Source organism: Alphaproteobacteria bacterium (genome assembly GCA_016699305.1).
GTDB lineage: Bacteria > Pseudomonadota > Alphaproteobacteria.
The window spans coordinates 595,057-613,862 of record CP064970.1; the positions used below are offsets into that span (position 1 = coordinate 595,057).

At 58.2% G+C, this 18,806-nt stretch carries 19 protein-coding genes and 1 tRNA gene; 10 read left to right on the plus strand and 10 right to left on the minus strand.

What is annotated here, in order from left to right; all coding sequences use genetic code 11:
- Positions 1–59: 59 nt before the first annotated feature.
- Together IPI58_02730 and IPI58_02735 are read left to right on the plus strand one after the other, a co-directional pair.
- Entirely contained in the window at positions 60–1,436 is a 1,377-nt protein-coding gene (locus IPI58_02730) for a hypothetical protein (GenBank protein QQR69595.1), read from the plus strand.
- Between the two features lie 58 nt (positions 1,437–1,494).
- Positions 1,495–1,569, plus strand: a tRNA-Thr gene (locus tag IPI58_02735).
- A gap of 9 nt (positions 1,570–1,578) precedes the next feature.
- Here the strand turns inward: IPI58_02735 and pyrF are convergent.
- The gene (pyrF, locus tag IPI58_02740; GenBank protein QQR69596.1) at positions 1,579–2,475 is read right to left on the minus strand and encodes an orotidine-5'-phosphate decarboxylase; all 897 of its coding nucleotides are present in this window, start codon (positions 2,473–2,475) and stop codon (positions 1,579–1,581) included.
- Positions 2,476–2,719: 244 nt separating this feature from the next.
- Between pyrF and secB the strand changes: the two genes are divergently transcribed.
- The 5 genes from secB to IPI58_02765 all read left to right on the plus strand — a co-directional run bounded on the left by secB (position 2,720) and on the right by IPI58_02765 (position 7,803).
- Positions 2,720–3,232 carry a protein-export chaperone SecB gene (secB, locus tag IPI58_02745; protein QQR69597.1) on the plus strand — a complete coding sequence of 171 codons (513 nt, stop codon included), beginning with the start codon at positions 2,720–2,722 and terminating at the stop codon, positions 3,230–3,232.
- Between the two features lie 5 nt (positions 3,233–3,237).
- Positions 3,238–4,272, plus strand: a complete 1,035-nt coding sequence (locus IPI58_02750; GenBank protein QQR69598.1) for an NAD(P)/FAD-dependent oxidoreductase — start codon at positions 3,238–3,240, stop codon at positions 4,270–4,272.
- The gene (locus IPI58_02755) at positions 4,269–4,583 is read left to right on the plus strand and encodes a 2Fe-2S iron-sulfur cluster binding domain-containing protein (protein ID QQR69599.1); all 315 of its coding nucleotides are present in this window, start codon (positions 4,269–4,271) and stop codon (positions 4,581–4,583) included. The genes IPI58_02750 and IPI58_02755 overlap by 4 nt, the downstream gene beginning before the upstream one ends.
- 376 nt (positions 4,584–4,959) lie before the next feature.
- Positions 4,960–5,955: a DUF2125 domain-containing protein gene (locus tag IPI58_02760; protein ID QQR69600.1), complete on the plus strand. Its 996-nt coding sequence runs from the start codon at positions 4,960–4,962 to the stop codon at positions 5,953–5,955.
- Positions 5,956–6,117: 162 nt separating this feature from the next.
- Positions 6,118–7,803, plus strand: a complete 1,686-nt coding sequence (locus tag IPI58_02765; protein ID QQR69601.1) for a cache domain-containing protein — start codon at positions 6,118–6,120, stop codon at positions 7,801–7,803.
- Between the two features lie 5 nt (positions 7,804–7,808).
- Here IPI58_02765 and trxA read toward each other — a convergent pair whose 3' ends face one another.
- The 4 genes from trxA to aspS all read right to left on the minus strand — a co-directional run bounded on the left by trxA (position 7,809) and on the right by aspS (position 12,673).
- Positions 7,809–8,138, minus strand: a complete 330-nt coding sequence (trxA, locus tag IPI58_02770; GenBank protein QQR69602.1) for a thioredoxin — start codon at positions 8,136–8,138, stop codon at positions 7,809–7,811.
- An 82-nt stretch (positions 8,139–8,220) separates the two neighbouring features.
- Positions 8,221–8,991, minus strand: a complete 771-nt coding sequence (locus IPI58_02775; GenBank protein QQR69603.1) for an NTP transferase domain-containing protein — start codon at positions 8,989–8,991, stop codon at positions 8,221–8,223.
- Positions 8,992–9,063: 72 nt separating this feature from the next.
- Complete coding sequence (locus tag IPI58_02780) at positions 9,064–10,878, minus strand: aminopeptidase P family protein (GenBank protein ID QQR69604.1); 1,815 nt, start codon at positions 10,876–10,878, stop codon at positions 9,064–9,066.
- A complete protein-coding gene (gene aspS / locus IPI58_02785) occupies positions 10,862–12,673 on the minus strand; it encodes an aspartate--tRNA ligase (GenBank protein QQR69605.1) in 1,812 nt (603 codons plus the stop codon). The genes IPI58_02780 and aspS overlap by 17 nt, the downstream gene beginning before the upstream one ends.
- A 138-nt stretch (positions 12,674–12,811) precedes the next feature.
- Here aspS and IPI58_02790 point away from each other — a divergent pair, with 138 nt between their 5' ends.
- Both IPI58_02790 and IPI58_02795 read left to right on the plus strand, forming a co-directional pair.
- Positions 12,812–13,549 carry a coenzyme F420-0:L-glutamate ligase gene (locus tag IPI58_02790; GenBank protein ID QQR69606.1) on the plus strand — a complete coding sequence of 246 codons (738 nt, stop codon included), beginning with the start codon at positions 12,812–12,814 and terminating at the stop codon, positions 13,547–13,549.
- Complete coding sequence (locus IPI58_02795; protein QQR69607.1) at positions 13,546–14,106, plus strand: dihydrofolate reductase; 561 nt, start codon at positions 13,546–13,548, stop codon at positions 14,104–14,106. The genes IPI58_02790 and IPI58_02795 overlap by 4 nt, the downstream gene beginning before the upstream one ends.
- Here IPI58_02795 and IPI58_02800 read toward each other — a convergent pair whose 3' ends face one another.
- The 5 genes from IPI58_02800 to IPI58_02820 form a co-directional block, all read right to left on the minus strand.
- Positions 14,107–15,195 carry an ATP-grasp domain-containing protein gene (locus IPI58_02800; protein QQR69608.1) on the minus strand — a complete coding sequence of 363 codons (1,089 nt, stop codon included), beginning with the start codon at positions 15,193–15,195 and terminating at the stop codon, positions 14,107–14,109. It abuts the gene before it with no gap.
- Between the two features lie 39 nt (positions 15,196–15,234).
- The gene (locus tag IPI58_02805; protein ID QQR69609.1) at positions 15,235–15,621 is read right to left on the minus strand and encodes a 2-C-methyl-D-erythritol 2,4-cyclodiphosphate synthase; all 387 of its coding nucleotides are present in this window, start codon (positions 15,619–15,621) and stop codon (positions 15,235–15,237) included.
- 149 nt (positions 15,622–15,770) lie between these two features.
- Positions 15,771–16,232 carry a hypothetical protein gene (locus IPI58_02810; GenBank protein ID QQR69610.1) on the minus strand — a complete coding sequence of 154 codons (462 nt, stop codon included), beginning with the start codon at positions 16,230–16,232 and terminating at the stop codon, positions 15,771–15,773.
- A 90-nt stretch (positions 16,233–16,322) separates the two neighbouring features.
- Entirely contained in the window at positions 16,323–16,862 is a 540-nt protein-coding gene (gene ispF, locus IPI58_02815) for a 2-C-methyl-D-erythritol 2,4-cyclodiphosphate synthase (protein QQR69611.1), read from the minus strand.
- 29 nt (positions 16,863–16,891) lie between these two features.
- Positions 16,892–17,410 carry a hypothetical protein gene (locus IPI58_02820; protein QQR69612.1) on the minus strand — a complete coding sequence of 173 codons (519 nt, stop codon included), beginning with the start codon at positions 17,408–17,410 and terminating at the stop codon, positions 16,892–16,894.
- Positions 17,411–17,497: 87 nt separating this feature from the next.
- Here IPI58_02820 and eno point away from each other — a divergent pair, with 87 nt between their 5' ends.
- A complete protein-coding gene (eno, locus tag IPI58_02825; protein QQR69613.1) occupies positions 17,498–18,775 on the plus strand; it encodes a phosphopyruvate hydratase in 1,278 nt (425 codons plus the stop codon).
- Positions 18,776–18,806: the final 31 nt, after the last annotated feature.

Genomic DNA, 18,806 nt, shown 5'->3' on the forward strand with positions numbered 1-18,806 from the left:
AGGAACCTGAGGGAAGGCCGTAGGCACAGGGCTTGGCGGACGTGGAAAGGAACAGGACGATGAATCCAATTGGGATCGCGGCGTTGCGTATGTGCGTCAGCGCCTTAACGGGCTTGGCATTGCTGGCGGCAAGCGCGGTGATGCTGACAGCGTTTGCGGCGCGGGCGGCTGAGTCTGAATCCCCTGCTGCAGTGTCTGCAGACGAATCGCCCTTGCCTTTCTTCATGGCCGGGTTGATAGGCCAGGATCGTCCTGTAGCGCTCCCTATGAATGAAGCCTTCCATGCAGCTTTGCAAACAGCGGCACGCAATCTTGCGCGGCGTTGTCAGGCACCTGAGAGCTACGGCTGGCGTATGTCCCCCAACGAACAGGGACGCGTGGACAGTATTTTCAGCAACGTGGTCAGCCAGACCAAGGCTCAAGGCTATACGGTAGCAGAGACCGAGATCAAGGAATTGGACCCCGAAATTTCTGTTCTGACAGCTGACAAAGCCGGGGAACAGTGGCTTATGGTTTGGTCGGGCGGTGAAATGGGCCTCCTGCTGTTGGCATGCCCCACGACCGCCATGCCCCCTGTCTATACCTCTCAGCCCTTGAACGCACCGGTTGTTGCTGCGATTCCCGCTCAACTGGGCGTGGTAGGCCGTCCGTCTTCGGCCCAGATAGCCGCCATGCCGGGCGTGTTCATGCCTTCCTTTACTCCCGCCGGCACATGGCGGGGCGATTACGCCTGCAATGGCCGCCGTCACGGTGGCACGCTGGAACTGGTTCTGGCAGCTGGAGATCGGCTAAGTGGGACATTCTCGGTTCACGCTCCTTCGCCGCGCGTGGGTGCCCCTTCGCTTGTCCGCTCAAAGAAAGCCAGTTTGGACATTGAGGCCCGCTATCGCGTCAAAGGGTTATATGACGGCGCATCACGTAAGATCGCCTTGGTACCCGATGGCTGGGTCAAGAATGACAATGCCACGGCGCAACTGGGGTTGATGGGCTATGTGGACTCGCAAAACGACCGCGTGAGCTTGATTTTCCAAAACATCGAGGGATGCACCAGCATCGAAGCCAAGCGCGTGGCCAAGGCGGCTATAAGCAAGGGTGCCGACAAGAAGAAAAAGTCGGCCATTCGCAAAAAATCGAGCAAGAAGTCTGTCGTGAAAGCAAAGCAGAGTTCTGCAGCCAAGAAGTCCGCTAAAATCACGGCACCGGTTGCGCCAATTGTAGCGCCTCCCACAGAACCGGCACAGATGGTGCCCGGCCCCACGATTCCTGACAATAAGGAAGTCCCAGCCGCCGCAGCCCTTCCCCCAGAATCCGCCCCGGCTCAGGCGGCAGCAGCACCTGCCGATCCAACCCCTGCAGCCTCCCCTGACGTATCCGCTCCCGCTGCGGCATCCCCAACGGCTGCGACAGTTCCTGACACCAAAACAACAACACCCTAAGTTCTCTCTTGCAACTTGCGTCAAGCGGCGCAACTGCGGAATACTGGGCCCTATGGCCGCCGGGTTAGCTCAGGGGTAGAGCAACCGCCTTGTAAGCGGTAGGTCGTCGGTTCAAATCCGACACTCGGCACCATTTCCTCTCTTATTTGGGTTGGCGGCCCTTCTCGCACGGTGTGGCCACGGTGGTGACAGTGGGGCGTTCGGCGGCGAGGGCGGTGCGCATAGCCTGTTGCGCGGCCTCGATGGCGGTACGGATGGCGGCGGGATCGGGGCCTGCGGCCAGGATGCCCCGGGACGAGGGGGCCACCACGCGAGTCAAAGCGGGACCGAATTCGCGCTGTAGATCGGCAAAGCTTGCGCCTTGAAAGCCGATGCCGGGCGTCAACAGCAGGGCCGAAGGCATGGCCTGGATCAACGGAACCACGCCCTTTTGCGTCGCCCCCACCACGGCACCGACGGGGCCTAGACCATCATCTTGATGCGCTTGGTTAAACGACTCGATCTGGCGGGCCAGATTCATGGCCACGCTGTCGCCATCGGCGCAGACGGCCTCTTGCAGCATCGTCGCCTCAGGGTTGGACGAGCGCACAACGATAAAAACGCCGCAGCTCTGCTCGGCCGCATGTTCCAAAATGGGCTGAATCGCCCCAAACCCCAGATAAGCCGTCAAGGTCATGGCATCGCCGCGAAACGAGCTGTTTCGTCCCAAATAAGCCTGACCATAGGCGGCGCTGGTCGAGCCGATATCGCCGCGCTTGACGTCATAAACCACCACGGCACCTCTATCTTGCAAAGACAGGCTCAGCGCGCGCATCACCTGCATGCCCTCGGGGCCAAAGCGTTCGTAATATGCGGCTTGCGGCTTGATCATCGCCACGGTGCCACGGCATGCCTCCGCCATGATATCCGCGAAGCGACGCAATCCACCGATATCGTCCCCCACCCCCCATTGCCGCAGAATATCGGGCGTCGGATCCAGCCCCACGCAAAAGCCGGTATGTTGATCGGTGGCCTGGCGCACACGTTGCACAAATCCCATATCCTGCCCCCCTTGAACGTGATGTTGTTTTAGTTCCGATATCTTTTAGCGCAATACCCAGGATCGAACAAGATTGTCCGAAAATGTCAATGAAACCACCTTCTCAGCCCTACCATTCCCCGCTCTTGCTCCTTTGGGTGAAACTTGCCATCCTGCCCCCGGCTGAAAGACCCGCACCAAGGGGCTTGTTTTCCCCGGGATGCTTGTCCTACAACAGGCCACCTTCACAAAGGATACGAGATCGATGACCACATCCAACGGCGACGCCGCGCCCGAATCCACCAGCAACGCCAACGGTGCCCAGGCTCCGCAAAACGTGCTGATGATCATGGGGCAGTATGTCAAGGACCTGTCCTTTGAGTGCCCCAATGCGCCGCAAATCTTCACCGAGATGCGCGAGCCGCCGCAGATTGCCCCCCAGCATGGCGTTCAGGTGAATTTGATCGCCCAAAACGTGGTGGAAGTGGTGCTGCATTCGCGCATCGAAGCCAAGATGAACGACAAAGTGGCCTTTATTGTCGAGCTTGACTATGCCGCTTTGGTTAACGTGCCTACCGGCATGAGCCAAGAGCAAAGCCAGCAGGTGTTGTTGATCGAAGTGCCGCGCCTGATCTTCCCCTTTGCCCGTTCGATCATCGCGGATGTCGTGCGCGACGGCGGATTCCCGCCTTTGCTGTTGGCACCGGTGGAATTTGCCATTTCCCAGACGCCTCCCGGCAACCCCGCCGAATCGGCCACCGAACCCGCAAAGGCCTAACGCCTATGACCACGGAGCCGATCGCCGCGCAGGCCATCATCATCGGGGCGGGTCCCGTGGGCCTGTTCACCGTGTTCGAGATGGGGATCAACAACATCCGCTGTCATTTGGTGGATGGGCTGGATCGCATCGGCGGCCAATGCGCCGAGCTGTATCCGGAAAAGCCGATTTATGACATTCCGGCGGTTCCGGTATGCACGGGCCAAGAGCTGACCGACCGCTTGATGGAGCAGATCAAGCCGTTCAACCCCGTTTTCCATATGGGTCAGATGGCCACCGCTCTTGAAAAACTGCCAGATGGCGGCTGGCGCGTGACGACCGATGCCGGGACGATCCTGGAAGCGCCCGTTGTGGTGATTGCCAGCGGCGGCGGCAGCTTTGTGCCCAAGAAACTGCCTTTGCCGAACATCGAATCCTATGAAGGCAACAGCCTGTTTTACGCCGTGCGCCAAAAGGACAAATTCCGTGGCAAGCATGTGGTGATCGCGGGCGGCGGCGATTCCGCCTTGGATTGGCTGCGCGTGCTGCAACCGGATGCGGCCAGCATCGCCCTGGTTCACCGGCGCGACGAATTCCGCGCCGCGCCCGACTCCGTGGGGCATATGCGTCAATTGGTCGCTGCCGGCAAAGCCGCCTTACAGATCGGCCAATTGGTCGAAGTGACCGGAACGGGCACGCAAATCACGGGCGTCACGCTTAAGAGTGAAAGCGGGACTACCTCACAAATTCCTTGCGACTGCCTGTTGGCCTTTTATGGCCTGACGATGAAGCCCGGCCCCGTGGCGGAATTCGGCCTGGTTATGCAAGATCATATGTTAACGGTGGACCAAGCCACATTCGAGACCAGCGCGCCGGGCGTGTTCGCCGTTGGCGATATCTGCACCTATCCGGGCAAGATGAAGCTGATCTTATCGGGCTTTCACGAAGCCGCCTTGGCTGCCAAGCGGGCCTTTGCCCTGGCGCATCCGGGCGAACGCTATCGCTTCCAGTACACGACATCCAGTTCAGACCTACACAGTAAGCTCGGAGTGGAAAAATGAAGATTTTCGTGACCGATACCGACGGGAAGAAGCACGAATTGGAGGCGACCAAGGATTGGAGCCTGATGGAGATCATCCGCGAAGGCGGGCTGCCCATCCAGGCCCAATGCGGCGGGTCTTGCGCCTGCGCCACATGTCACGTCTATGTCGATCCCGCCTGGATCGACAAGCTGCCGGCCTCGACAGAAGAAGAGGAAGGCATGCTCGACGGCGCGCCCGGAGTTGAAGCGCGCTCGCGCCTGTCTTGTCAGATTGTGTTTGACGAGAGCCTTGACGGCATCCATCTGATTCTGGCACCTGGATCAGTCTGATCCGTCCCTGCCCTGTTACATACATTGATATGACAGGGTTTTCGTGGATTAAGGGGTAAAATGTACACAGGGGGCGTGGGTTTCACGCACCGCTGTCAAGGCTTTTTTAACCGCTGACAATAAATTATCTGCAAGTGCTGCAAGCGCGCAAATCTTATATAAATCATTATGTTAAAATAGTGCCTCAAAATAAGGCAAACCGTATTAAAGGGCGGGAACACCATGCCTGCGACCGTATGAAGGTTGTTTTATCAACAGGGTTATCCACAGGTTCGGTGGATGGTCCGCAAAGCCTACAAAATGCACCTCTTGCCCTGACATGGGCAATCTGTCTTATACAAACAAGCCGCTCTTTCCAGACCACAGGATATCCCTGGTGATACGCGACCCCAGACGTGTACGTGTGATGGCCATCTGCCTGGTGGTATTGGCGTTGGCCTATATCCTGCTGTGGCTATTGGTGGCAGTATTCAGCCGCGCGCGGCTGATGAATGTCCTACAGCGGGGAGGAGCCGAACGCCCTGTCCTTACGCTCGGCGGCTTCCCGCATTGGGTTCATCTGCGCATCAAAGACGTTTCGACCGACCTGCCCTTGTTGGGGCCGGCATCCATGGAAAGCTTGGACTGGTGGATACGGCCTTGGGCACCGTGGCGTTTGTATGTCCAAGCCTTGCAATTGCGGGCCGAGCCAGCGCAAGAAAGCTGGACGGCGGAGTCCGCATTGGCGCGCTGCGAGGAATGGGGCACGACCCCCTCTTGCGTGCTGGACATCAAGTCGCCTCACCTGCCCGTGGAACTGGGCCAATTGCGCAGCAAGATGATCACGGCGAGCTGGACCATCCCACGCCCTGCGCCACAAGACCATACCCAGATCGGCGGCAAACTAAGCCTAGATATTGATGACCTCGTGCTGGCGCTGGGCGCGGGACGTTTTTCGTCCGGCCTCCCCGTGCCTTTGGGCCGTGTTGATATGAAGGCACGGATCATGGGCGCGCCGCCTTATCCGAATTCAGCCGAGTCCTTGGCCTTGTGGAGCCAATCTGGCGGCGTCATCGAAATCGACCAATTGAGGCTTGGCCAATCAATCATGCGCATTGACGCGCAAGGAACGCTGACCCTTGACGCCCAATTACGCCCCCAAGGCGCGTTCACCTTGCGCATGGAACAACCCGAATCTTTGCTGATCCTGCTGCCGATATCGCGCGAGACACGACAGGCTCTGGACAAAGCTCTGGTCGAAGGCAAAGAAGAAAGCACTGAAGGAAAAATATCCTTCACCATCCCCCTGACCGTGCAAAACGGCCTCGTTCAAGCCTTTGGCATGGATATAGCTACCGTCCCATCACTCGCCTTGATCTATACACGCAAGTAGCTAATTATTCCGGGTAACATATTTAGCCCATCAACGAGGGATTCTGTCCCCGTTTCAGAAAAATTAACCTTGTCTTGCTAAGTTAGCTCGATGCGCGGCGGGACACTCGCTTGAAGCGCACACTTGGAGCGTACAAGAAAAAGAAAAGAAGGGACTGAAACCATGCTTCATAATCTGCGCATCGGCACACGTCTGGCCATCATTGTCGGCGTCATGGCCCTTGGCATGATCGGTATTTGCGCCTTTGCGCTGCAGACCGAGCGGGCCAGCATGATCAATGAACATAAGGACATGCTGAGAAACCTGGTCGAACAGGCCCATTCGACCGTGGCGGCCTATCAGAAGGCCGCCGAAAAGGGGGAGCTGACCGAAGCCGAGGCCCAAAAGCGCGCTTTGGCCACCATCGCCTCCATGCGCTATGACGGCACCAATTACATCTGGGTCAATGATATGCAGGGCGTGTTTCTATCGCATGTCAAACCGGAACTGGTCGGCAAGAACTATTACGAAGCCAAAGACCCGAATGGCTTTCCCTACATGCAGCACTTTGTTGAAGTCGTGCAAAAGGACAAGAATGGCTATGTGCCCTATCAATGGGAACGCGACAAAGGCAAGCCGCTGGTGGACAAACTCAGCTATGTGCAGTCCTTTGATGCCTGGAACTGGGTGATCGGCACGGGCGTCTATATGGTGGATGACGTGGATCAGAAGTTTCAAGAAACTATGCTGACGCTCGGTGGCGGCGCACTGATCGTGCTGCTGGTCATCGGTCTTGGCGCTTTCTTGATCGGACGTGGGATTGTTGTGCCCCTGCACGATATGTCATCGACCATGACGCGCCTGGCGCATGGCGAGCTGAATGTGGCCGTGGGCTATACCGACCACCGCAGCGAGATCGGCGATATGGCCAAATCCGTTGAGGTGTTCAAGCAGAACGCTCTGGAAGTCGAACAGTTGAAGGCCGAACAAGAAAAGGCGCGTCAGAAGGCCGAGGCCGACCGCAAGGCGTCTTTGAACAAACTGGCCGATGATTTCGAGCGCGATGTGGGCGGTATCGTCCAGATCGTCTCTTCCGCCTCCACCGAGCTTCGCGCCTCGGCCGAGACCATGAACCACGATGCCCATGCAGCAGGCGACAGGGCCAGCATCGTGTCGGCCAATGCGGATCAGGCATCCGCCAATGTCTCGACCGTCGCCGCCGCCAGCGAAGAGCTGAGCAGCTCGGTCAGCGAAATCGGACGCCAAGTCACCGAATCCACCACCGTGGCACGCGGCGCGGTGCAACAGGCCGAACAGACCAACGCCACGGTCGAAAGCCTGGCCGGTGCCGCCCAAAAGATCGGCGAGGTCGTCAGCCTGATCAACGAGATCGCGGGACAAACCAACCTGCTGGCCCTGAACGCCACCATCGAGGCCGCTCGTGCCGGCGAGGCGGGCAAGGGCTTTGCCGTGGTCGCATCCGAGGTCAAGGCCCTGGCCAATCAGACAGCCAAGGCCACCGAGGATATCAGCCGTCAAATCGTGGCCATCCAGACCGAGACCGGCAACGCCGTGGGAGCCATCCGCAACATCGGCGGCACTATCGGCCGTATCAGCGAGATCACCACCACCATCGCCGCCGCCGTCGAAGAGCAGGGCGCGGCCACGCAGGAAATCTCGCGCAACGTGCAGCAGGCCTCCAGCCGGACGCATGAAGTCTCCAACTCGATCACCGGCGTCCTCGAAAGCGTCAACAATACCGGCACGGTGGCCCAGCACGTCTTGACGGCGGCGGACGAACTATCTCAGCAATCCGAGAAGCTCCGTGTCCAAATGGGATCCTTCCTCCAGCGCGTCCGCGCCGGGTAAGGCCATCAATCGCGCAATGCGCTGTTGATCCAGGCCACAAGGGCGGCCTTGTTCGAGCCGCCCACACGCTGATCTACCACGCCACCATCCTTGAAAAGGATGAGCGTGGGGATCGAGCGGATGCCGAATGTGTTGGGCGTGGCCGGATTCTCATCGACATTCATCTTGACGACCAACAAACGCCCAGCCATCTCCGCTGAAATCTCCTCGACAATAGGAGTCAATGCGCGGCACGGACCGCACCACTCCGCCCAAAAATCGACCAAAACAGGCAGGCCGGCCTTTAGGACATGGGCATCGAAATTGGCATCGGTGACCGCTTCGATATGGGACATGATTCTCTCTCCAGACGGTATGCGTTGTCTGTCGATATCCTAAGAACTTTGCGTGGGCCAAGACAAGCACCCTTATGGAGGGTCACAAGGTGCCTTTAAGTACCTTCTTGTTTTCTTTCATGAAATGTTCGGCCCAGACGATGGATTCGGGCGTGGTGATCTCGATAAAAGGGGCATTGGTGGTCATGACGCCAAGCTGCGCGCCATGGCGCAAGGCCCCGCGCAACACGTCGCCGTCCAGGCTGCACCGCTTGGACGGCAAGGATTGAGACAGCCAGTCCGTGCGCATCAAATACCATCCGGCATTCTGGATGCCGATTCCTTCCCGGTGGTCCTGCATACCCGTGATCAAACCATCCTGAATATCAAGGTGGACTCCCTCGGACGTATCGGCTACGGGAACGGCATAGAGCAGGCCGCTCAGCGACTTTTCACTCTCCATGCGATTCAGCCCGGCGGCCAGGTCCGCCAATAGCAACATATCGCCATTCCCGATCAACGTATAAGGGCGGTCACGCAGCAAAGGCATAGCGGCCAGACTCTGCGCCACGGCACCGCCCGTGCCCATGGCCTCTTCCTCGACATAGCAATGCAGCTTTTCGCCCGAGACAGGTTGTCGCCTTCGTGCCCATGCTTCGATCGCTTCGGATTGATAACTGGCAACCAGGACAATATTTCGAATGCCCGAGCGCACCAACCACCGGACCTGCCATTCCAGAAAAGGGCGTCCGGCAATGGGGATTAAAGGTTTGGGCAGATCCGGATAGGCCTCGGCCAACTGCATGCCACGTCCCCCCACCAAAAGCAGGGCGGCGACATGGTCTAGCGCAAGATCGGAGTTTGGCATGGTCACGAGGCGTGCATCTTCTTCCAAGAAATGAAGAGATTCGAGCCTTTAGGCTAACCAGCAAAGATGGAGGCTTGGTTAAGCTTTTTGCTTTTTGAGCCGCAAGGGTCGCGTGACGCGGTTCAACCACCGCCGGGCCGCAGGAGACACGCGCGGCCCGATTTCCGCACGCACTCGGGCGTGATAGACGTCGATCCAGGCGCGTTCTTCGCCGGAAAGCAGGGATATATCGATCAAAGCCGGGTCAAACGGGGCCAAAGTCAGGGTTTCAAGGGAAAAATAGGGCTTTTTCCCCAACCCAACCCCGTCTTTACGCACCAAAACCAGGCTTTCGATCCGAATTCCGAAGGCTTTTTCGATATACACACCCGGTTCATTGGAAATAACCATGCCGGGGCGCAAAGGCACGTCCTCGCGGCCCGAACGGTTCGGGCAGATCATATGCGGACCTTCATGCACCCCTAAATAGGCCCCCACGCCGTGCCCCGTGCCGTGGTCATAGTCCCAACCTTCGCGCCACAAAGCGACGCGCGCCAAGGGATCCAATTGACTGCCCACCGTGCCCTCGGGGAACCGCGCCATGGCCAGGGCGAGGTGGCCTTGCAGCACGCGCGTATAGGCGCGACGCATCTGCGGACTGGGTTGACCGATGGCCACTGTGCGGGTGACATCGGTGGTGCCGCCCAGATATTGCCCACCGCTGTCCAGCAGATACAAATCGCCTGAACGCAGGGACGCATTCGTGGCCTCGGTCGCCCGATAATGGATGATCGCGCCATGTTCGCCCGCGCCGCTGATGCTGGGAAAGCTGAGCGACCGGCACATAGGATCGGCGCGGCGCAAGCTTTCCACCATGTCCGAGGCTTCGATCTCGGTGACCTCGCGCTTGCGGGTTTGCGCGTCCAACCATGCAAAGAACGTGACCAAGGCCACGCCGTCGCGCCGATGCGCGTCACGAAAGCCGCGCTGTTCGGCGGCGTTTTTGATGGCGCGGGGCAAAGCCACCGGATCGGCGGCCATGACGGTCTTGGCCCCCGCTTTATCCAGAGCGGAAACGATGGCGCGAACGGTGGCCGCCGAATCCAGGCGCACGGCGCGCCCCTTCAACTTGGCCATAGCCTCTATAAAATCGGATGGCGGATGCAGGCGTACACCGTGCAGCTCGGCCTTATCCAGTTTCTCTATCTTACGCGGATCGACATACCAATCCAGACGCGAGTCGCTGTGCAGCACGGCAAAGCTGAAAGGCAAGGGCGTGTCGGGCGTGTCGCCGCCGCGCAGATTCAGCAGCCAGGCGATGGAGGACGGATCCACCAGCACCGCCGCGTCCTGACCGTTTTTCTTTAATTCGGCGGCGATCTCGTGCCGCTTATCGGCACTGAGGCGACCCGTATAACGGCGCGGATGCGCCACAATCGGCGCGCAAGGCGGCGCGGGACGATCCGTCCAAATCCGATCCACCGGGTTATGCGCGACCGGCACGATTTTTCCGCACGCCGCCTGTACCATCTCTTGCGCCCGTTTTGCCCAAGCATCCGTGTGGAGCCAGGGATCGAATCCCAGCCGAGCCTTGGCCGGCAGATTTTTCTTGATCCAATCCGTCCACGGAGTTTGCACCATGTGATGCGTGCTGACCAATTTAGAGTCGGTTTGCTTGCGCGCCTGCAATTCATAGATGCCTGACACGAACAACGCCGCTTGGTCCGGCAGCACGATCAACAATCCATGACTGCCGGTAAATCCGGTCAGCCAGGCCAAACGCTTCGCGCTGTCATGCACATAGGAATTTTGATGCTCGTCGGCAATCGGGACAAAAAAGCCGTCCAGCTTGCGCCGCGTTAATTCCGCACGCAGCGCCGCAAGACGCGCGGCATGATCAGGCTTTTTTGTCATGCGCCACCGGCAAGGCCAAGCGAATATGCAGCTCTTTCAGGCGTTCGGGCGTGACTTCCGCCGGGGCCTGCATCATCAGATCCTCGCCGCGCTGGTTCAGCGGGAAAGCGATGACCTCGCGGATATTGGGCTCGTCCGCCAGCAGCATGACCATGCGATCGATGCCCGGCGCCGAGCCGCCATGCGGCGGCGCGCCCAGGCGGAATGCGGAAAGCATGCCGCCAAAATGGCTCTCTACATCGCTGGCCGGATATCCTGCGATCTCGAAGGCCTTGATCATGATCTCGGGCACATGGTTGCGGATGGCGCCCGAGGATATCTCGATGCCGTTGCACACGATGTCATACTGATAGGCCTTGATGGTCAGCGGGTCTTGCTCTTGCAACGCCTTCATGCCGCCTTGGGGCATCGAGAACGGGTTGTGACAAAAATCTATGCGCTTGGTCTCCTCGTTCAGCTCGTACATGGGGAAGTCGGTGATCCAGCAAAAGCGATAGGCGTCTTTTTCAATGACGTCCAAGGCCTCGCCGATGCGGGTGCGCGCTTGCCCCGCCAGCTTTTGAGCGGGTTTGATCATATCCGCCACGAAGAACACCGCGTCGCCATCCACGCAACCCGTCAGGCGGCGCAATTCGGCCTGGGCCGCCTCGGGCAGGAATTTGGCGATAGGGCCTTTGCCCGCCCCGCCTTCGAAGATCACATAGCCAAGACCGGGCGCGCCCTGTTCCTTGGCCCAGCCGTCCAGCGCGTCGAAAAAGCTGCGCGGACGGGCGGTCGCGCCCGGCGCGCGGATGGCCAGCACCACCCCGCCTTTGTCCAATACGCCGCGAAAGGCGCGGAAACTGACATCTTCCCGCGCAAAGACCGCCCCCACATCCTCGATCACCAAGGGGTTGCGCAAATCCGGTTTGTCATTGCCATAACGGCGCATGGACTCGTCATAGGGAATGCGCACAAAGGGCAAATCGCTGACCGTGGCGGGCTGGGTGCGACGAAATCCCGCGAATTCCTTGAACGCACCTTGCAAGACAGGTTCGATCGCCGCGAAGACATCCTCTTGCGTCACGAAGGCCATCTCGAAATCCAGCTGATAGAACTCGCCCGGCGAGCGGTCGGCCCGGCTGTCTTCGTCGCGAAAGCAGGGCGCGACCTGGAAATAGCGGTCAAAGCCCGCCATCATCAGCAATTGTTTGAACTGCTGCGGTGCTTGGGGCAGGGCATAAAACTTGCCCGGATGCAGTCGCGAAGGCACCAGAAAATCGCGCGCGCCTTCGGGACTGGAGGCCGTTAGAATCGGGGTTTGGAACTCGTGGAATCCCTGCTCCAACATCCGCCGCCGCAGCGAAGCGATCAATCGACTGCGCAACAGGATGTTCTCTTGCATCTTGGGACGACGCAGGTCCAAAAAGCGATAACGCAAACGGACTTCCTCGCCCGCGTCGCTGTCGCTGTTGACCTGTAGGGGTACGGGATCGGCCACGCCTTGCACGTCGAACTGCTCGATCTTGACCTCGATCTCGCCCGTGGGAAGATCGGCGTTGAGCGTTTCGGCCGGACGCGCGACCACCTCGCCCGTGATGGTGACCACGGATTCCAGTTTTACATCCTCAACCAAGCCCAAGCACGGATTGCCGGCGGCGGCCACGCATTGGGTGATGCCGTGCAAATCGCGCAGGTCCAAAAACAAAACGCCGCCATGATCGCGCTTGCGGTTCACCCAGCCTGAAATACGGACCTTCTGACCGACCTGAGCGCGGCGCAATTCCGCGCAATGATGCGTGCGATACGGATGCATGTTCGTGTCCCCTGACTTTCCGATTCAATAAATGGAAGCGTAGTTTAGCAAAATTCCGGGCCGTTATTGAAGGGCCATGTGTTTTTGACAGAAAATCCGGGCTTGCCCATAGTAGGGAAGATCATAGGAGGCCCCGTTATGGCCCAGATATCCCTGATTCCGGTTCGCACACGGCCTTTCCTGCCCCCGCAGGATTCGGTGACCGATGAATTGATTAAAGCCCTGCCGCCCTTGCACGAGCAAGACGTGGTGGTCGTCACATCCAAGATCGTGGCCATCGGTCAGGGCCGGTGCGTGCCCGTCGGCTCCATCGACAAAAAGACGTTGATCGAGCGCGAAGCCGATGCGCTGATTCCTGGTCAAACCTCGCGCTATGACGTGACCTTGACGATCAAGGACGGCACGTTGATCGCCTCGGCCGGCATCGACGAAAGCAACAGCCAAGGCTATTACACGCTATGGCCCCAAGACGCCGCCGGATGGGCGCGGAGCTTTTGCGCCCAGTTGCGCCAAGCCAGGAACATATCCGAATTGGCCGTCATCGTGACCGACAGCCATTGCACGCCCATGAGATGGGGCGTGACGGGCATTTCCATCGGGTTCCATGGCTTACAGCCATTGCGGGATTACCGTGGGCAACAGGATATCTTCGGTCGCCCCTTGCGCTTTACCCAGTCTAATATCGTGGACGCCATCGCCGTGGCGGCGGTGTCGGTGATGGGCGAGGGCGACGAATGCACCCCGGTCGTGATCGTGCGCGGCTGGCCCGGCCTTACCCTGACCGACCAAGACCACGGCCAGGACCTGACCATCGCGCGCGAGGACGATATTTTCGCCCCCTTGTTGGTGCCATTTGTGGACAAGACAAAACCATGATGTTCCATGGACTGGCCGTGGTCAGTGCCGATTTCTTTCTGGCCCAGCACAAGAATCACTTGGCATCCGAATGGGCCAGCGCTGAAGATTTTCGACATCTCCAAGAGGCCTTGGATAAGGCGCATGGATGCGTCATGGGGCGCGTGACGCATGATCTGCATCCCAATATCAAGAAAAGGCGGAGGATCGTCCTGACCCGATCTATCGCCGCAGAATGCATAACCAACCATCACACTTTGTTCATCAACCCGTTGGAGCACGACAAGACAGATTTCCTAGAAAAGATCGGCAATCACAGCGGCGGGGATCGCCTATGTATCCTGGGCGGCGCGGATATCTATCGCTTCTGGTTAGAAAACCATGGATACACCGGGTTCGATCTAACCATTGAACACAACATCATGTTCGGCACAGGCATCGCTCTGTTTCAATGCCGCGAAGGTAACGCGACAGATCCTAGAGATGCCTTTGGTTCATGCGGCATGTCCCTCGCCAGCACACGCCCGCTGAATGATCGTGGAACCGTCCTCTACCGATTGGGACAACCCCTTCCGTAACTAACCTTGAGTAGGTCTTGGCAGTACGGGCTTCCCACCCATACCTATGCCTGGCGAAGATGGCCGGTTCGATTTGATATCACCTATTTGATGAATAACCTGGCGATACAGATCTTCTACAATAAGCTGCTGTTTCTGACCCATGGAGGCATAATTATCAAGCCCCGGTGCCGCATTGATCTCGACGATCACATAAGGTCCCAATGGCTTGGTCAAAGACGGCGTCAATACATCGACCCCACATAAAGTTAAGTCCATATCGCGCGCCACTTTGATGCAAAGCCGCGCATAATCGGGATGAATCTCTCCCGTTACGTCCCGCGCTTCACCGCCTGTGGACAGATTGGCGTTGTTAAAGCATGTAATCTTCATTCCCTGTTCAGGAACGCTGGCCCAAGACAACCCCTGGCGCGATAAATTGGCCGTGATGCGGGGGTCCTGGGCGGGGATCACGGTATCCCGTCCGATGCGCTCGAATTCCTCCTGCCTTTGTCGCAGTAATGTCGCCACATCGTCATGCCCGTTACCTTCCAAGACCAGAGGCATTCTTTGATAGGCCGAGATTACTTGATCACCTAAGACGACAACGCGATAGTCCTGACCTTCATGAAATTTTTCAACCAGCACATGCTTGGTGATGCTAAAATTGCTGGAAATGGCTTGCTCCATTTCCTGCATGTCATGCACCACATACACGCCTTGTCCCTGGCTTTTGTCATTGGGTTTCACCACAAGCGGCCAACCCGATTTCTGTGCGAAGTCACGCGCATCCTGAATGGTTTTCATCTTGCCCGCATAATCGGGATTCCTGGCCAGCATCTTGTCGGCCAATTCAGGTTCGACCAACAGGACATGATCGGGAACCGAATAGCCAAACTGCCTCAGGAAATAGGCGGCATAGCCTTTATCGCGTGCGATTTCGGTCGCGCCTTGCGGGTTGATGCCAAAATTGGTGTTGCGGAAAAAACTGCGCGCGCCATCGGCAAACTCCAGATATCCCACCCATTCAAAGGTGCTTTCGAAGACGACCTTCACGCCCATCTCGGGGCAAATCTTGCGCAGCAGATTCACGATGAAGCGGTCAGACATGGCTTTTCCTTATGTTGGACTGATCATGGTATAGTGTTTTTATAACGAAACTATTCGCCTGTCCATGGATCTCCCCCGCCACCACCGCCCCAGCAAAAAGGGGCGACGCGCGGTGACCAGCGCCTTGGCGCGCAGGCCTTCTAGGCGGCCGGTATAACCCATTTCCTCTTCCGTGGTGGCCTGGATGTTCACCCGATCCAGCGCGATTCCCCACAGCTGCGCCACGTTCTTGCGCATCGCTTCCCGGTGCGGCTTGATCTTGGGGACTTGCGCCACGATGGTCAGATTGACATGTTCGATGCGCCAGCCCTGGCTTTGAAAGCTTTCCAAGGCATGGCGCACAAAGATCGCGCTGTCCGCGCCTTTCCAGCGCGGATCGTCGGGCGAGAAATGCACCCCGATATCTCCCGCGCAAATCCTGTGCAATCACGGTATGGCCTGCGAAAGCGAACGGCCAATGAATGGGCGGGGAACGCAGCTGTACCGGTACGCGCGACCCGGTCCAGATACCTTTTCCCCATATGCCGACTGATCTTCCTTTTCGTCCGGACAAAAAGCCTGCCTGCCTACAGTCTTCACCTGGGGGCGGGGTGCCTCTTTTTTGATGGCTGCTGCCCCGTCCCTGATCGCGACGGCATACCTGACATCGGATAAAGACCTTCAGGAATCGCGCCGCCATTATTCATATATATTACCGCCCGACCATGGAATAGTTGATAAATGCCGCCATCATTTGTGCATTGACCATCGGGATCACACTTAATTACGTAGGCATTCTGGTAGCCGTCCTTATCCAGGCCCCCTTTACAAAACACCGTGATATCCCTTTTCTCACGCTCGGCCAGGGCGAGGGCCGCGCTGACGCATTTTGCGATTCCACCACGTTCACTATTGTCAACCACGAGATCTGCGCGCGCCAAATCCTTATTAGCATGATACTGCGCATCGTCTGCACCACCTGTCCTGTAAGGTTCGTGCGCGCATGATGTCAGAAAAGCACATAATGACAGGCCAAGAACACCTGATGTTTTCTTCATATAACTTCTCCTCGTTTGCACTGATCGTGAATGTATCACGCGAAAATGAAAGTAGAGAGTTGATCTTATTTTTGTGACTGGATTTTATGGTTAATTTTTAAACTGGGCCTGAAATAGCGTCCTGCGGGTTTTCCACCACCTCTTGAATGAAAATGGCCTGGCGGCTGTGACCAGCGCCTTGGCACGCAGGCCTTCTAGGCGGCCGGTATAACCCATTTCCTCTTCCGTGGTGGCCTGGATATTCACCCGATCCAGCGCGATTCCCAACAGCTGCGCCACGTTCTTGCGCATCGCTTCCCGGTGCGGCTTGATCTTGGGGACTTGCGCCACGATGGTCAGATTGACATGTTCGATGCGCCAGCCCTGGCTTTGAAAGCTTTCCAAGGCATGGCGCACAAAGATCGCGCTGTCCGCGCCTTTCCAGCGCGGATCGTCGGGCGAGAAATGCACCCCGATATCTCCCGCGCAGATGATGGCCAATAACGCATTGGTCAAAGCATGCAAGGGCGCGTCGCCATCGGAATGGCCGGACAAACGATAGGCGCAAGGTATGGCCACGCCGCACAACAAAATAGCCTCGCCCGGTTCAAAGCGGTGCGTGTCGGTGCTGTCGCCTACTCGATATTCCATGTGTCGCTGCCCTCCCTGGCAGACTCCGATCATAATCTTGGCTGAGGCAGAGGCAAATTCATGTTCTGCATAGGGTGCAAAGCACCCCGGTTCATCTGACTCACTGTGGTCATCAGATTGCGCAAGGCTCTTCTCGACCCAATATCCGACAAGAGACCAGACGCCCCACCAGAATGTTCGAGTTGTATATAGCCTTTATAAGCCAAATGATGGTGTACTCCATAATAACGTTTGGCGATTACACAGCGATCCGCGCCAAAATTCGCAATGAGCGACCAGGTGCTGGAGGAGAACTTATACATATCCGCGCGGTGAAAGCGTCGCGCCCAATGATCGACGCGTCCATAGTAATAAGGTTGGCTATCCGCCATCGCTTCGAAAACGACATGATTATAACATAGGCCGGGATATTCGGAAGGATAACGAGGCGGCAATCCCGCCTGCCCCTCTATCGGTTTATACCGCCACAGATAAACAACATCATTGCGCATGGCGCGACTTTGACGGCCCCCTTCGTTAAAAGCAATGCTTGCGGCATCAAAGATCAAACCCCTTGGCGAAGGAAGACCGGGTGCGCTACAAGAGGCCCAGTCGTATCAACTATTCCTCTTGCCTCAAAAGGGAGACTCAAGACCATGTCCCGCATTGCCCACGTCGCCGCGCGCACGATCCTCGATAGCCGAGGCAACCCCACCGTCGAGGTGGATGTCTTCACCGCCAGCGGCGCGATGGGCCGCGCGGCCGTTCCCTCGGGCGCATCTACCGGCGCGCATGAAGCCGTCGAACTACGCGACGGGGATAAGAGCAAGTACCTGGGCAAGGGCGTGACCAAGGCCGTGGGTGCCGTGAATGACGAGATCGCCAAGAAGGTTGTCGGCTTTGAGGTCAGCGACCAATTGGCGTTGGACCATGTGCTGATCGCCCTGGACGGCACGCCCAACAAGGCGCGCCTGGGCGCCAACGCCATCTTGGGCGTCAGCATCGCCGCCGCCAAGGCGGGCGCGAAAGAGGCGGGCTTGCCTTTGTATCGCTATATCGGCGGCACTTTTGCCTCGCTGTTGCCGGTGCCGATGATGAACTTCATCAATGGCGGCGCGCATGCCGACAACCCCATCGACGTGCAAGAATTCATGATCATGCCCGTGGGTGCGCCGTCCTTTTCCGAGGCGGTGCGCATGGGCGCGGAAATCTTCCACACACTGAAAAAGCTGCTGAAAGACGCCGGACACAACACCGGCGTGGGCGATGAGGGCGGCTTTGCCCCCAATCTGCCCGGCACGCGCTCGGCGTTGGACTATCTGATGAAGGCCATCGAAACGGCAGGGTACAAGCCCGGCAAGCAGGTGATGCTGGCCATGGACGTGGCCGCGACCGAGCTGTTCGAAAACGGCAAATACGAGTTGAAGGGCGAAGGCAAGAGCCTGACTCCCGACCAGATGGTGGAATATTACGCCGAGCTGGCCGCCGCCTATCCCATCCTCTCGATCGAAGACGGCATGTCCGAGGATGATTGGGATGGCTGGAAGGCCCTGACCGACAAACTGGGCAGCAAGGTGCAATTGGTGGGCGACGATCTGTTCGTCACTAACGTCAAGCGCCTGTCTCAGGGCATCGAAAAGGGCGTGGCCAATTCGATCCTGATCAAGCTGAACCAGATCGGCACGCTCAGCGAGACGCTGCAGACCATCGACCTGGCGCATAAGGCTGGCTACACCACCATCTCTTCGCACCGCTCGGGCGAGACGACCGACACCACCATCAGCGACTTGGCCGTGGCCGTGAACGCCGGCCAGATCAAGACCGGCGCGCTGTGCCGTCAGGAACGCCTGGCCAAATACAACCAACTGATCCGCATCGAAGAAGAGCTGGGCAGCTGCGCCCGCTATGCCGGATCGGCGGTGATGGGCCGATAGGGGAACCCCAAGGCTTTAAAAAGAGGGGCGG

Bases quoted from the DNA above. Each gene is read 5' to 3' on its own strand.
- IPI58_02730 (QQR69595.1), top strand. From the start codon at position 60: ATGAATCCAATTGGGATCGCGGCGTTGCGTATGTGCGTCAGCGCCTTA.
- pyrF (QQR69596.1), bottom strand. From the start codon at position 2,475: ATGGGATTTGTGCAACGTGTGCGCCAGGCCACCGATCAACATACCGGC.
- secB (QQR69597.1), top strand. From the start codon at position 2,720: ATGACCACATCCAACGGCGACGCCGCGCCCGAATCCACCAGCAACGCC.
- IPI58_02750 (QQR69598.1), top strand. From the start codon at position 3,238: ATGACCACGGAGCCGATCGCCGCGCAGGCCATCATCATCGGGGCGGGT.
- IPI58_02755 (QQR69599.1), top strand. From the start codon at position 4,269: ATGAAGATTTTCGTGACCGATACCGACGGGAAGAAGCACGAATTGGAG.
- IPI58_02765 (QQR69601.1), top strand. From the start codon at position 6,118: ATGCTTCATAATCTGCGCATCGGCACACGTCTGGCCATCATTGTCGGC.
- trxA (QQR69602.1), bottom strand. From the start codon at position 8,138: ATGTCCCATATCGAAGCGGTCACCGATGCCAATTTCGATGCCCATGTC.
- IPI58_02780 (QQR69604.1), bottom strand. From the start codon at position 10,878: ATGACAAAAAAGCCTGATCATGCCGCGCGTCTTGCGGCGCTGCGTGCG.
- aspS (QQR69605.1), bottom strand. From the start codon at position 12,673: ATGCATCCGTATCGCACGCATCATTGCGCGGAATTGCGCCGCGCTCAG.
- IPI58_02790 (QQR69606.1), top strand. From the start codon at position 12,812: ATGGCCCAGATATCCCTGATTCCGGTTCGCACACGGCCTTTCCTGCCC.
- IPI58_02795 (QQR69607.1), top strand. From the start codon at position 13,546: ATGATGTTCCATGGACTGGCCGTGGTCAGTGCCGATTTCTTTCTGGCC.
- IPI58_02800 (QQR69608.1), bottom strand. From the start codon at position 15,195: ATGTCTGACCGCTTCATCGTGAATCTGCTGCGCAAGATTTGCCCCGAG.
- IPI58_02810 (QQR69610.1), bottom strand. From the start codon at position 16,232: ATGAAGAAAACATCAGGTGTTCTTGGCCTGTCATTATGTGCTTTTCTG.
- ispF (QQR69611.1), bottom strand. From the start codon at position 16,862: ATGGAATATCGAGTAGGCGACAGCACCGACACGCACCGCTTTGAACCG.
- eno (QQR69613.1), top strand. From the start codon at position 17,498: ATGTCCCGCATTGCCCACGTCGCCGCGCGCACGATCCTCGATAGCCGA.